Origin of the sequence: Streptomyces seoulensis (assembly GCF_004328625.1) — a bacterium.
GTDB lineage: Bacteria > Actinomycetota > Actinomycetes > Streptomycetales > Streptomycetaceae > Streptomyces > Streptomyces seoulensis.
The window spans coordinates 384,976-398,800 of the sequence record NZ_CP032229.1 but is presented as its reverse complement, the minus strand read 5'-3'; the positions used below and the strand labels follow the sequence as shown (position 1 = coordinate 398,800).

8 protein-coding genes and 1 pseudogene are annotated in these 13,825 nt (G+C 75.0%); 7 read left to right on the top strand and 2 right to left on the bottom strand.

The window, feature by feature from the left end; translation table 11 throughout:
- Positions 1-85 precede the first annotated feature (85 nt).
- The 4 genes from D0Z67_RS30060 (at position 86) to D0Z67_RS01815 (ending at position 6,483) form a co-directional block, all read left to right on the top strand.
- Positions 86-2,695 carry an ATP-grasp domain-containing protein gene (locus tag D0Z67_RS30060; RefSeq protein WP_078873169.1) on the top strand — a complete coding sequence of 870 codons (2,610 nt, stop codon included), beginning with the start codon at positions 86-88 and terminating at the stop codon, positions 2,693-2,695.
- Positions 2,692-3,951, top strand: coding sequence for an MFS transporter (locus D0Z67_RS01825; protein WP_031180436.1), 1,260 nt, complete (start codon positions 2,692-2,694; stop codon positions 3,949-3,951). The genes D0Z67_RS30060 and D0Z67_RS01825 overlap by 4 nt, the downstream gene beginning before the upstream one ends.
- Positions 3,948-5,153 (top strand): ATP-grasp domain-containing protein, encoded by a 1,206-nt coding sequence (locus tag D0Z67_RS01820; protein ID WP_031180437.1) that lies wholly within the window; start codon positions 3,948-3,950, stop codon positions 5,151-5,153. The genes D0Z67_RS01825 and D0Z67_RS01820 overlap by 4 nt, the downstream gene beginning before the upstream one ends.
- Before the next feature lie 82 nt (positions 5,154-5,235).
- Positions 5,236-6,483 carry an MFS transporter gene (locus D0Z67_RS01815; protein ID WP_031180438.1) on the top strand — a complete coding sequence of 416 codons (1,248 nt, stop codon included), beginning with the start codon at positions 5,236-5,238 and terminating at the stop codon, positions 6,481-6,483.
- A gap of 3 nt (positions 6,484-6,486) precedes the next feature.
- Here the strand turns inward: D0Z67_RS01815 and D0Z67_RS01810 are convergent.
- Positions 6,487-7,485: pseudogene (locus D0Z67_RS01810) on the bottom strand (histidinol-phosphate transaminase); the annotation flags it as partial.
- Positions 7,464-8,444, bottom strand: coding sequence for a hypothetical protein (locus tag D0Z67_RS01805; RefSeq protein ID WP_131589609.1), 981 nt, complete (start codon positions 8,442-8,444; stop codon positions 7,464-7,466). The pseudogene D0Z67_RS01810 and the gene D0Z67_RS01805, both read right to left, overlap by 22 nt.
- Positions 8,445-8,756: 312 nt before the next feature.
- On the opposite strand from D0Z67_RS01805, the gene D0Z67_RS01800 reads away from it, so the two are divergent.
- Genes D0Z67_RS01800 through D0Z67_RS01790 form a run of 3 tightly spaced genes read left to right on the top strand, consistent with a single transcriptional unit; the run spans position 8,757 to position 13,802 of the window.
- A complete protein-coding gene (locus D0Z67_RS01800; RefSeq protein WP_051887548.1) occupies positions 8,757-10,487 on the top strand; it encodes an AMP-binding protein in 1,731 nt (576 codons plus the stop codon).
- 7 nt (positions 10,488-10,494) lie between these two features.
- Positions 10,495-12,420 carry an FAD/NAD(P)-binding protein gene (locus D0Z67_RS01795; RefSeq protein ID WP_031180442.1) on the top strand — a complete coding sequence of 642 codons (1,926 nt, stop codon included), beginning with the start codon at positions 10,495-10,497 and terminating at the stop codon, positions 12,418-12,420.
- Positions 12,417-13,802: a nitrosuccinate lyase gene (locus D0Z67_RS01790; protein ID WP_031180443.1), complete on the top strand. Its 1,386-nt coding sequence runs from the start codon at positions 12,417-12,419 to the stop codon at positions 13,800-13,802. The genes D0Z67_RS01795 and D0Z67_RS01790 overlap by 4 nt, the downstream gene beginning before the upstream one ends.
- The last annotated feature ends 23 nt before the right edge of the window (positions 13,803-13,825 follow it).

Below are 13,825 nucleotides of genomic sequence, written 5' to 3'. Positions count from 1 at the left end.
GACCGGGCCGCCTCCCGCCGACAGGGGAGCGGCCCGGCCGCCGCGCACCATCGACATCGGCAACGACACTCGGGGGGAACGGGAGATGGACGAGCCGCAGAGAAGAGAACAGCGCCCGCCCGCCTTCGTACTGGCGGGATCGTTCCTGGTGGTGTGCCGGTCACCGGCGTACCTGGACGAACTCGCCCGGCGCGGCCTGAAGATCCTCCTCATCACCCCCGCAGGCGCCCGCGACGAGGCACTGGCGAGCGCGGCCGACCCGGCCCATCCGGCCGCCGGCATCCACGACTTCGCGTTCGTCGACGGCGACCCCGGCCGCGACAACTCCTTCCTCCCCGGCGCGGTGGCCGCCGCCCTGCGCTGGCGCGAGGAGTACGACATCGTCGGCGCCTGCGCCGTGGGCGAGACCCAGGTCGAACCGGTCGGGCTGCTCGCCGACGCCCTCGGGGTGCCGGGCCCCGGCCTGCGCGCGAGCCGCGCCTGCCGCAGCAAGTACCTCCAGCGCTGGTACCTGCCCGAGTACAGCCCGGCCGTCGTCGTCGTACCGCCCGGCGAGCGCGACCGGGTCGACGTGGCCTCGCTGGCCTACCCGGTGGTGTTCAAGCCGGCCGGGCGGCACTCCAGTTCCGGGGTGGAGAGCGTCGACGGGCCCGCCCGGCTGCGTGAGCTGCTCGCCGGGCACCCGGCGCACGAGACGGTGCTCGTCGAGGAGAAGGTCGCCGGGCAGGAGTTCTCCGTCGAGTCCCTCGTCCAGGGCGGCCGGATCGTGTTCGCCTCCGTCACCCGCAAGGACACCACCGACAGCCACGCCCCCACCTTCGTCGAGCTGTCCCACACCGTGCCCGGCGACCGCCCCGACGACGCCGGGACGCTGCTCAGCGCCAACGCGAGCGTCCTGGACACCCTCGGCTTCCGCGACGGCGTCGCCCACGCCGAGTGGCGGATCGACGCCGAGGGACGGCCCGTCCTGATGGAGGTCGCCGCGCGGCCGCCCGGCGACGGGCTGTGCGTGCTCTACGAACTGGCCACCGGCGCCTCGCTGGAGCGGCAGATCATCCGGATCGCGCTCGGCGAACCCGTCACCTACCCGGCGCCCACCCGCTTCGCCCGCCAGGTCTACCTGGAGCACACCCCGGGCATCCTGCGGGACGTGGCCGTGGACGGCTTCGGGGTCGCGCCCGCCTGGGTCGGCGAACGCGGACTCTGGCCGCACCTGGAGCCCGGCCCGCCGGACGCCCCGCCGGCCCTGCGCGCGGTACTCGTCCACCAGGACCGGGGCGCCCGCCTGGGCGAGCTGCACAGCTCCGAGGACCGCGCGGTGTCCTTCCTCATCGACGCCCCGACCGTCGCCGGACTCGACGCGCTGGAGGCCGAGGTGCGCGCGGCGATCACCGTCGACACCGGCCCCGAGGCGCTCCCGGAGGCGTCCGTCACCCATGTGCTCGTCGGCTACAGCCCCGTCATGCTCGGCAAGCTCGACGGTCTCCTCCCGGTCGGCTCGGTGCTGGTGCTGGAGGAGCCCGACGTCATCGAGGCACGCGGGCTCGCCGGGCTCTCCGACCGCCACGCCTGTGTCGCCGCGCTGCTGCCCGCGCCCACCCAGGACGAGGCACACCCCGAGCGCCTCGTGCGGGCCGTACCCCGCCCCCCGCAGGTCCGCGCGGTCGTGCCCGTGGTCGAGTACGCGGTGGTGACCGCCGCCGCGCTCGCCGAGGAGTGGGGGCTGCCCGGCGCGGGCGTCAAGGCCGCCCAGCTGCTGCGCGACAAGGGCCTGCTGCGGGCCGCGCTGACCAGCACGGACACCCCGCAGCCCGACTGGGCGCCGGCCACCGGCCCCGAGACGGTCGCCGCCTTCCGCGCCGCCCACGGCGGAGAAGCCGTCCTCAAGCCCGCCGGCCGCCAGGCCAGCCTCGGCGTCCAGCTCCTCGGCCCCGACGACGACGTGGCCGCCGCCTGGGCCCACACCACCGGCGCCGACGAGCCGACCCTGCGCGCCCGCCGCCGGGAACCCGCCCGCTATCTGGTCGAACAGCGCCTGCACGGGCCGGAGGTGAGCGTGGAGGCCGTCGTCCACGAAGGCGTCGTCGGCTTCCTCAACGTCACCGCCAAGACCGTCCGGGACTCCCGGCACCCGGTGGAGACCGGCCACACCGTGCCCGCCCCGCTGCCCGGGGACACCGAGGCCGAACTGCGCCGGTCCCTGGTGCGGCTCGCCCAGAGCACCGGCTTCCGCTCCGGCATCCTGCACTCCGAGTGGCTGCTCGCCGGACCGGACGGACGCCCGCACCTGATCGAGTGCGCCGGGCGGATGCCGGGCGGCGGGATCACCGTCCTCATCGACGAGGCGTACGGCACCGACATCCTCAGCTGCCTGCTGCGGGTGCTGGAGGGGCGCGGGCCCGTGGAGCCCCGGCCCGCCCTCAAGGGCGCCGCCGTACGCTTCCTCACCCCGCCGCCCGGCCGGGTCGCGCGGGTCTCCGGCGCCGACCGGGCGCGGGAGGCGGAGGGGGTGCACGCGGTGCACCTCGCCGTCGAGCCGGGAGCCGTGGTGCGGCCCGTCACCAGCTCGTGGGAGCGTGCCGGGTTCGTCATCGCCACCGCCGAGGAGGGACCGGAGGCCGCGGGCCGGCTCGCCGAGCGGGCGGCCGCGCTGATCGACATCGCCACCGAGGCCGCACCGGGGGAGGCGGGATGAGCCGCTCCTTCTGGCGCGCCTACGTCCCCGCCACCCCCAACGGGCGTGCCTTCGCGGTCATTTCGCTGGTCAACGCGATCGGTACCGGGCTCTATCTGGCCGCGTCGGCGGTGTTCTTCGTCCGTTCGGTGGGACTGACTCCGGCCGAGGTCGGAACCGGGCTCGCCGTCTCCGGCGTCGTCGGCTTCCTGACCACAGTGCCGATCGGCGCGGCGGGGGACCGGTTCGGCGCCCGGCGCACCCTGATCGCCCTCCAGGTGTGGCGCGCGAGCGGGTTCGCGCTGCTGTGCCTGGTGCACGGGCTGCTCGGCTTCACCCTCGTCTCCTGCGCGCTGGCCGCCGCCGAGGCGGCCACCCAGCCCATGACCCAGGCGGTGGCGTCCGCGACGGTCGCGGGCACCGACCGCACCCGCACCATGGCCATCATCCGCACCGTGCGCAACGCCGGCTTCTCCGTCGGCGCGCTGCTCGCCGCGCCCCTGCTCACCGCCGACAGCGTCTGGCCGTACCGGGCGATCGTGCTGGGCACCGCCGCCGCCTTCGTCCTCTCGGCGCTCATGCTGACCCGGCTCCGGCTGGACGGCGCCGACACCGTCCAGCGCAAGGTGGGCCCGCTGGACGCGGTCCGGCGCTTCCGGGACTGGCGGTACGGGCTGCTGACCGTCCTCAACGGCTTCCTCAACCTGCACGTCACGATCCTTTCGGTGGGCCTGCCGCTGTGGGCGCTCCAGGCCACCGAGATGCCCGCCGGGGCGCTGCCCTTCCTGGTGCTGGTCAACACCCTGCTGTCGATCGTGCTCCAGGTCCCCGTCGCCCGGATCGCGGAACGCCCGCAGGGCGCGGCCCGCTCGCTGCGGCTCGGCGGGCTGGCGATGACCCTGTGCTGTGCCGCCCTGGCGGTGTCCGGCGCCCCCGGCTCCGCCTGGGCGGCGGCCGCCGTGCTCGGGGTGGCCTGTGTGCTGCTGACCTTCGGGGAGATGTGGCAGGCCACCGGCGGCTGGGAACTGAGCTACGAGTGCGCCCCCGAGGACCAGAAGGGCGTCTATCTCTCGGTGTTCAGCCTCGGCGGCACCGGCCAGCGCATCGTGGGCCCCGCGCTGATCACCTCCGTCGTGATCGCCGGGGGCCCGCTCGGCTGGGTCGGCCTCGCGGCGGCGTTCGCCCTGGCCGCGCTGCTCGTCACCCCCGTCACCCGTCTGCTGAGCACCCCGCCGCCCGCCGACGTGGCGGCCCCCGTGGAGAGGACCGCGTCATGACCGCGCCGAGGGAACTGCTGCTGGCCGGCGTCGGCACCATGGGCCGCCCCTACCTGGAGGCCGCCGCCCGGCTCGGCGTACGGGCCCGCGCGCTGGAGTCCGCTGCGACCTGGGACAACCGCCCCACCGACCTGGCGGAACGCTTCTACCGGGTGCCCGGCGGCCACGAGGAGACCTGGGCCGGCGCGGTCGCGGCCGCCGTGGCCGAGCGGGTGCCGGACGGTCTGATCGGCTTCGCCGAGCCCCAGGTCGTCGCGGCCGCCCTCGCCCAGCAGCGGCACGGACTGCGCGGACCCTCGCTGCACGCGGCGGTCGTCTCCCGCAACAAGGCCCTCCAACGGGCCCTGTTCGGCGCGCACGGTGTCGCCCAGCCGGAACATCTGCACGTGGCCCGGCTCGGCGAGGCCCGTGACTGGATGCTCCAGCACCTCCCCGTGGTGGTCAAACCCCTGAGCCTGTCCGGCAGTCAGGGTGTCGAGCTGATCCGCACCCCGGAGGAGGTCGGGGAGGTCGTCGCCCGTCGTGACGGGGAGGGACAGCTGCTCGTCGAAACGGCTGTGGAGGGACCCGAGTTCAGCTGGGAGGCCCTGGTCCGCGAGGGCGAGGTGCTCTTCGAGAACGTCACCGCCAAGGAGACCACCCCGCCGCCGTACTTCGTGGAACTGGTCCACCGCTGCGGCCACGACCTCGGCCCCGAACCGGCTTCTCAGGTACGGGAACTGACCTCCGGTGTGCTCCGCGCCCTCGGCATGGACACCGGACTGGTGCACCTGGAGTTCCGGCTGAGCGCCACGGGCCCGGTGCTGATGGAGGTCGCGGTCCGCACCCCCGGCGACTACCTGCCCGACGCGATCGGCCTGACCTTCGGCTTCGACCTGTACGAGGCCATGGTGCTGCTGGCGGTCGGCCTGCCCCTGCCCGCCCTGCCCGAGCGCCCGGTGTCCCACGCGGCCACCGTCTTCCTCACCGCCGCCCCCGGCACCATCACCGGGATCGAGGGACTGGACGAGGTGCGGGCCCACCCGGCCGTCGTCCGGGTACGGCCCCGCAAGGGAGTGGGGGACACGGTGGGCCCCCTCACCTCGTCCGGCCGGCGGCTCGGACACGTGCTCGTCGACGCCGGGTCGCCCACCGAGCGGGAGGACGCCGTCAAGTTCGTCCGCGAGACGCTGCGCTTCTCCGTGACCCCTCAAGTGCCCTGACCGGAACGGTCCTTTCCGGTGGCGCGCCCCACCGTGAGCCGGAAAGACTCCTCCCAGCACGGGCTCGTACGGAAGGAACTGAATGCGCGTCAGCCGGATCGTCCCCCCACCGGGGCCGCCCAGGACCCTGGCCCTGGCACAGCTCACCAACTCCGTGGGCGACGGCGCCTATTACGTGTGTTCGGTGCTGTACTTCAGCCGGGTCATCGGGCTGTCCCCGACCCAGATCGGCGCCGCGCTCACCATCGGCTGGGCACTCGGCGCCGTCGTCGGCGTGCCGCTCGGTCATCTCGCCGACCGGCGCGGACCGCGCGGGATCGCCATCCTGATGTCGCTGGCCACCGGCGCCGCCATCGCCTCGCTGCTCTTCGTACGGACCTACCCGGCGTTCCTCGCCGCCGTGTGCCTCTACACCTGCTGCCAGTGCGGTCTGGCCGCCGCCCGGCAGGCCCTGCTGGCCGGTCTGGTCGAGCCCGCCCGGCGCACCGAGACGCGGGCCTACCTCCAGTCCACCGTCAACGCCGGGCTGGCCCTCGGCGCGGCGCTCGGCGGCATCGCCCTCCAGCTCGACAACGAGGCGGCCTACCTCACGGCGCTGGTGATGGACGCGGTCACCTTCGTCCTGGCCGCCTGGGTCCTGGGCCGGCTGCCCGCGCCCGCGAAACAGCTCCCCTCGGCCGACCGGCCCGCCGGGCGCGCCCTCACCGTGCTCCGGGACCGGCCGTACGCGCTGGTCTCGCTGCTGAACATGGTCATGCTGCTGTACATGCCGCTGCTCAGCGTGGTGCTGCCGCTGTGGATCGTGCAGCGCACCGGGGCGCCCGGCTGGACGGTGTCGGCGCTGCTGGTGCTCAACACGCTCAGCGTGGTGCTGTTCCAGGTCCGGATGGCCGCGCGGGTCACTGGACTGCGGTCGGCCGCGCGCGCCGTACGGCAGGCGGGGATCGTGCTGCTGCTGGCCTGCGGCTGCTTCGCGGTGTCGGCGGCCGGCACCTCGGCGTGGCTGCCGGTCCTGGTGCTGCTGCTCGCCGCCTGTGTGCAGGTCTTCGGCGAGATGCTGCTCGGCTCCGGCTCCTGGGAGATCGGCTTCGCCCTCGCCCCGGCCGACAAGCAGGGCCAGTACCAGGGCTTCTACGGCGCCGGGACGGCCGTCGCGCGGCTCATCGGCCCGCTGCTGCTGACCACGCTCATCCTGTCCTGGGGCACCGGCGGCTGGCTGGTCGTGGGCGCGCTGTTCCTGGCGGCGGGCCTCGCCATGGAACCCGCCGTACGGTGGGCGGAGGCACAACGCCCGTCGGAGATGCGGGAGTCGGCGCCGGTACGGGACTGAGCCTCAGGCGAGCGCCGCGGCCACCAGCAGCACGGCGTCGTTCGCCTCCGGGGTGCCGACCGTGACGCGCACGCCCTCGCCGGAGAAGGCGCGTACGGCGACCCCGGCCCGTGCGCACGCCTCGGCGAACGCCGTCGTGCGCTCGCCGAGCGGCAGCCAGAGGAAGTTGGCCTCCGACGCGGTCACCGGCAGGACCGGCCGCAGCGCGCTGGTCAGCCGGTCGCGCTCCTTGACCACGGCTTCCACCCGCTCCAGCAGCTCGTCCTCCGCCGCCAGCGAGGCCAGGGCGGCGGACTGGGCGAGCGCGTTCACCCCGAACGGCACCACGGTGTGCCTGATCCTGGCGGCCACCTCCTCGTGCGCCACCGCGTAACCGACCCGCAGCGCGGCCAGGCCGTACGCCTTGGAGAAGGTCCGCAGCACGATCAGGTTCGGCCGGGTCCGGTACAGCTCGATGCCGTCCGGGACCTCCGGGTCGCGCACGAACTCCCGGTACGCCTCGTCCAGCAGCACGGGGACGTGCTCCGGGACCCGGTCCAGGAAGGCTTCCAGCTCGGCGCGGGTGACGGCGGTGCCGGTGGGGTTGTTGGGGTTGCAGACGACGGCCAGGGCGGTGCGCGGGGTGACCGCGTCGGCCATCGCCGCCAGGTCGTGCCGCTCCGCGCGCAGCGGCACCCGGACCGAGGTGCCCCGGCAGATCCCGGTGAGGTGCGGGTACGCCTCGAACGAGGGCCAGGCGTACAGCACTTCGTCGCCGTCACGGACCACCGCGTGCAGCAGGTGATGGGTGACGCCCACCGAGCCGGCGCCGGTCACGATGTGCGAGCGCGGCACCCCGTGACGGGCGGCGAGGGCGTCGACCAGACCGGTCACCGTGCGGTCGGGGTAGCGGTTGAGGCCGCCGGCCGCCTCCGCGATCACGGTCCGCACCGAGGGCAGCGGCGGGTAGGGGTTCTCGTTCGCGGCCAGCGCGTGACGGGTCATGGACGCGTTTCTCCTGGGGTCGCTCGAAGGCGCGGGGGATTACCGGAATCCGGGCCGGCCGGGGAATGATCGCTCAATGCCATGAGATATCCGAGCTGAAGCCGGTGCTGCGCGCCGTAATCCTCTTTCAGACGCGCCACATGGCTTTGCAGCGAACGCAGGCTCAATCCCAGACGCCGGGCGATCTCTTTGTCCGAGCGGCCCTCGATCAGGAGTTTCCGGATCGATTCCCGCATGTCCGGGATCACTTCTCCGGCGGCCTCCGCGGCGCGCACCGGGACGAAGGGAAAGGGTTCGGCGCGGTCCCACTGCCGGGTGAACACGTCCGTGAGGAAACCGACCACGGCCGGCTCCCGGACCAGCACCGCGGTCTGCCGGTCCCGGCTGCCCGGGAGGAACGCCGCCGACCGGTCGATGATGATGAGCCGCTCGAAGAACTCCGGCAGTGTGCGCACCTGGACACCGAACTCGGTCACCACCTTGACGTATTGCTTGGTCGGCTCGTCGAACCGCGTGCTGTGCTGGTAGAGCGTCCGCATGGCCACCCCGGCGGCGAGCTGCCGGCGCACCGAGGCGAGCGCGTCGCGCAGCACCGAGGGCGGGCGCGAGCCGTCCGGCTGGGCGGTGAGGATCTCCTCGCGGGCCCCCGTCAACTCATTCTGAATGGCCCGGTTGATGTCCGGAAGGCCGTTCAGGTACCGGAAAGCGGAGTTCGCACCGCCGGTTTCCCCGGTGTCCGGCCGGGCCCCGGACGCGCCCGGCCGCTTCGGGGGCGCCCAGTCGGCCTGCTCGGCGACGGCGCGGGAGAGCCCGCTCAGGGCCTCGGCGACGTTGCGCATGGTGGTGCGGTAGTCCGGGACGTCCTCGGCGAGGCCGGCCGAGCAGGCGGCTATCGCCTCCTGGAGCGGTCCGGGCCCGTGCTCCTCGTCAGGCGTCCCGGTCATTTCCGTGCCCGATTTACGCTGAGCTGTTTCCATTTCAATCCTTCGTTTCACGGCACTGCGCCGACCCGAAGCATGTTAGGTCTTTTGTGTTCGTTCGCCGACGGGCGACGGTTGTTCCGTCGGAGGATCGTTCCGCGAACCCCTCAGGTGCTCGCGTATTCCCCGAACCCTGATTTTCGATGCCTTTACCGAAGAGGGGGAGACATGAACAGCTTCAGCACCGGCTTTTCGCCGCTCGGGTCCGACGACGTCGGCTGGAACCGGTTCGGCCCGGAGCCCACCGCCGCCTGACCGGCGGACGTCACCACCGCGCCCGGCGGCGCGCCCGACGGGAGGAAACCGAGCGTGAGGGCCGTTGAGACCGTCCTGCGCAGACACGCCGAGGACGGCGACCGGCCGCTGGTGGAGGTGACGGCCGAGGACGGCACCGCCGTCGTGCACTCCTACCGCGAGATCACCCGCGCCGCCCGCGCCCTGGGGGACCGTCTGGACCCCGGCCGCCGGCACCGGGTGGGCATCCTGTGCGGCGACACCGCCGAGGCCGTCGTCGCCGAACTCGCCCTGCTGGCCCTGCGGGTGACCGGTTGCCCGGTGCCGCCCGGCGCCTCCGCGCGCACCGCGGCCGCCCTGCTCGCGGACGCCTCCGCGGTCCTCGCCGACGCCCGCGGCCTGGCCCTGCTGGCCGCCTGGGCGGACCGGCGCGTCCTGCCCGAGGGCTGCCCGGTCGTCCCGGTCGACCTCGCCTCGCTCACCGACGCCGCGCCCGGCGCCTACCGCGTCCCCGACGACGACCGGGACTGGATCTGCAAGATCCTCCCCGCCTCGGCGGGCCGGGCCGGCCGGGTCGGCATCCGCGCCCACGCCGTCGGCGCCCATCTCGACGCGCTGCGCGCCGAGTTGCCCGCCGGAGCCTTCGCCCGCTGCGCGGTCACCGTCCCGCTGGGCGCCCTCGCCCACCAGGTGGCCGCCACCCCGATGGCCCTCGCCGACGGGGGCTGCCTGCTGCTGCCCCCGCGCGGCATACCGGCCACCGCCCTGCCGGACTGGACGGCCACCGTCCGGCCCACCGCGCTCGCCGTCACCCCGCCCGCCGCGACCGCGCTGATCGGCGCCGCCCGCACCGCGCGCCGCGAGGGCAGGCCCGTACCGGCCGCCCTTTTCGGCACCCCCGGCGTACCGCTGCTGTGGTGCGGCACCGAGGTGCCCCACCCGCTGCTCCGCGAGTGCGAGGGCCTCGGGCTGCCGGTGTACGCCGGGTACGGGCTGGCCGGGAACACCGGCGCGGTGAGCTGGAACACCCCGGCCGCCCGCAGGTCCGGCACGGCCGGCCGGCTCCTGTCCCACGTCCGCGCCGAGATCGGCCCCGACGGCGAACTCCTGGTCAGCGGCAAGGGGTTGGCCGTCTCCCTGGGCTCGGACGATCCCGCCGACGGCTGGCTGCACACCGGGGTACGGGCCGCCATCGACGCCGACGGGTTCGTGCACCTCGTCCGCCCGGACCCCGCCCGCCGCGCCGGGGAACCGCTGACCCCGGAGATCGGCCGCCTGCTGTACTCCCTGGTCCGCTCGCTGCGCGCGGACTGCGTGGTCGCCTTCGACGGCACCGCCGACGGCTCCCTCGACCAACTCGCCGCCGGAGCAAGGGCGAACGGCACCGGGCACATCGTCGGCCATGTGCCCGACGCCCACCGCGCCGCCGACACCCGCGCCCGGCTCACCGCCGCCGGCCTCGCCCCCTGGGCCGAGGTCCGCCACGCGGGCCTGCACGACCTCGGCCGCGCCCCCGCCCCGGTCGACCTCGCCCTGCTCGACTGCCGACCCGACCTCACCCTGCCCGCGCTCACCGCGCTGGAGGGACGGATGCGCCCCGGCACCATCGTGCTCGCGCTGGGCTCCGCCCCCACCGGCCCCTACCTCGACCGGGTGCGCGACGGCGCGGACTACCTCTCCATGCCCCTGCCGGTCGCCGCCGGGGTGGAGGTCTCCATCCGGCTCACCCCGGCCGCCGCCCACCGCCCCGCTCCCCGTCCGGTCCCCGGACCGGACACGCCCACTCCACAGTCCAGCGGAGAGTGACCCCTTGATCAGCACACCCTCGGAGATCTGCGTCGTCGGGGCGGGACCCCGCGGCGTGTCCGTCCTGGAGCGGCTGCTCGCCCAGGAACGCAAGTCGCCCTCGCGCGAACGGCTCACCGTCCACCTCGTCGACCCCTCGCCCCCGGGGCCGGGCCGGGTCTGGCGCACCGCGCAGTCCCCGCACCTGCTGATGAACACGGTGGCCTCCCAGGTCACCGTGTTCACCGACCACAGCGTCGACATCGTCGGCCCGGTGGAGGACGGCCCCAGCCTGTACGAGTGGGCACGCCGTCTCGCCCACACCGGTACCGCCGACGAGGCGATCGCCGCCGAGGCCCGCGCCCTCGGCCCCGACTCCTACCCGACCCGCGCCTTCTACGGCCACTACCTGCGCTGGGTCTTCCGCCTCCTGATCGCCACCGCCCCGGCCCACATCACCGTCCGGGTGCACGCCTCGCGCGCCGTCGCCCTGGACGACACCGGGCCCGTGCCGGGCGGCCCGCAGAGCGTGCTCCTGGCCGACGGGACCAGGCTGACCGGGCTCGACGCCGTCGTCCTCGCCCTCGGCCACCTGCCGAACCGGCCCACCGACGAGATACGCCGGTTCGCGGACTTCGCCGCCACGCGCGGGCTGACCTATCTGCCGCCCGCCAACCCCGCCGACCACGACCTCTCGGGCATCGGCGCCGGGCAGCCGGTGCTGCTGCGCGGGCTCGGCCTCAACTTCTTCGACTACCTCGCCCTCTTCACGCTCGGCCGGGGCGGCTCCTTCACCCGGGCCGACGGCCGGCTCGTCTACCGGCCCTCCGGCGAGGAACCCCGCATGTTCGCGGGCTCCCGGCGCGGAGTGCCGTACCACGCGCGCGGCGAGAACCAGAAGGGCGCCCACGGCCGCCACGAGCCACGGCTGCTGGACCAGCACAGGGTCGCCGCCCTGCGCGAACGCGCCCGGCGGGGCGAGCGGTTGAGCTTCCGGGCCGACCTGTGGCCGCTGATCGCCCGCGAGGTCCAGGGCGTCTACTACGCGGCCCTGCTCACCGCGCGCGGTGAGGACGCCACCGCCTTCGCGGACGCCTACCCGCACGTCCCGGAGAGCGAGGAGGACGCCTTCCTCGACGAGGCCGGCATCGGCGCCGCCGACCGCTGGGACTGGGCGCGCATCGCCCGGCCGTACGGGGAGCGGGAGTTCGGCTCCGTGGACGACTACCGCGCCTGGCTGCTCGGGCATCTGCGCCAGGACGTGGCCGACGCCCGCGCGGGGAACGTCACCGGCCCGCTGAAGGCCGCCCTGGACGTGCTGCGCGACCTGCGCAACGAGATCCGCCTCGTCGTCGACCACGACGGCATCGACGGCGCCTCCTACCGCGACCAGCTGCACGCCTGGTACACCCCGCTCAACGCCTTCCTCTCCATCGGCCCGCCCGCCTCCCGCATCGAGGAACTCACCGCGCTCATCGAGGCCGGGATCGTGGAGATCCTGCCGCCCGGCCTGCTGGTGGACACCGCCGACGACGGCCCCGCCTTCGTGGCCCGCGCCCTCGGCGGAGCGGCCGTCGGCCCGCCCTTCGCCGCGCTCATCGAGGCCCGGCTCCCCGAACCCGACCTCCAGCGCACCGCCGACCCGCTGCTGCGTCACCTGCTGAGCACCGGCCAGTGCCGCCCGCACCGGATACCCACCGCGCACGGCGGGGTGTACGAGACCGGCGGCCTCGACGTGTCGACACGCCCCTACCGGCTCGTCGACGCCGCCGGCCGCGCCCACCCCCGGCGCTTCGCCTACGGCGTCCCCACCGAGGCCGTGCACTGGGTCACCGCGGCGGGCATCCGGCCCGGCGTGGGCTCCGTGACGCTGGAGGACTCCGACGCCATCGCGCACGCCGTACTGTCCCTGCCCGCCCCGGTGCCCGCCGGACCGGCGGAGGTGACGGCGTGAACACCGACGTCGGACTGCTGTCCCCGGTGCGCGCCGGGGTGCCCGTGGAGGAGGCGACCGGGGACCCGGCGTGGCTCCAGGCCATGCTGGACGCCGAGGCCGCGCTGGCGCGGGCCCAGGCCCGGCTCGGTGCCGTACCCGCGTCGGCCGCCGCCGTCATCACCGAGGCCGCCGACGCACGGCGGCTGGACGCCCGCGCGCTCGCCCTCGCGGCCCGCGAGACCGCCAACCCGGTGGTCGGTCTGGTCCGCGCCTTCACCGCCGTGGTCGCGGCCGCCGACCCGGCCGCCGCCGAGTACGTCCACCGGGGCTCCACCAGCCAGGACATCCTGGACACCGGCACCATGCTGGTGGCCGCCCGCGCGCTGCGCCTCACCGTCGCCGACCTGCGCGCCACCGCCGATGAACTGGGCCGTCTCGCCGGGGAGCACCGGGACACCGTCATGGCCGGGCGCACGCTCGCCCTGCACGCCGTGCCCACCACCTTCGGGCTCAAGGCCGCGGGCTGGCGCTCGCTCGTACTCGACTCCGCCGACCGGCTCGGCCGCGTCCTGGACCACGGCCTGCCGGTCGCGCTCGGCGGCGCGGCGGGCACCCTCGCCGGCTACCTGGAGTACGCCCGCCTCGACGGAGCCACCGGCGCCGACGAGACCGGCGGTTACCTGGACGCCCTCACCGCCGCCTACGCCGACGAGACCGGCCTCGCCCGGCCCGTGCTGCCCTGGCACGCGCTGCGCACCCCGGTGGCCGACCTCGGCGCCGCGCTCGCCCACACGGCGGCCGCGCTCGGCAAGATCGCGGCGGACGTACAGGTACTGGCCCGCACCGAGGTCGGCGAGGTGGCCGAGCCCGCCCCGGCCGGCCGGGGCGCCTCCTCCGCCATGCCCCACAAGCGCAACCCGGTCCTCGCCACGCTGATCCGCTCGGCGGCCCTCCAAGTGCCGGTGCTGTCCGCCGGGTTGACCCAGTGCCTCACCGCCGAGGACGAACGGTCCGCCGGGGCCTGGCACGCCGAATGGACCCTGCTCCGCGAGTCCCTCCGCCTGACCGGCGGCGCCGCCCACACCGCGCTCGACCTCGCGCGGGGCCTCACGGTCGACCCCGGCCGTATGCGTGCCAACCTCGCCCTGACGGGCGGCCGGATCGTCTCCGAGCGCGTGGCCGCGGTCCTGGCCCCCCGGCTGGGCAAGGCGGAGGCGCGGCGCCTGCTGAGCGAGGCGTCGGGGCGGGCCGCGGGGGAGGGGGTGCGGCTGGGTGAAGTGCTGGCGGCGCTGCCGGAACTGGCGGACGTGCTGGACGGCCCGGAGCTCGCCGAGCTGCTGGACCCGGCCCATTACACGGGCGCGGCGGGGGCGTTGGTGGACCGGGCGCTGAAACGCTGAGGGCACCACGGGACGTACGCACC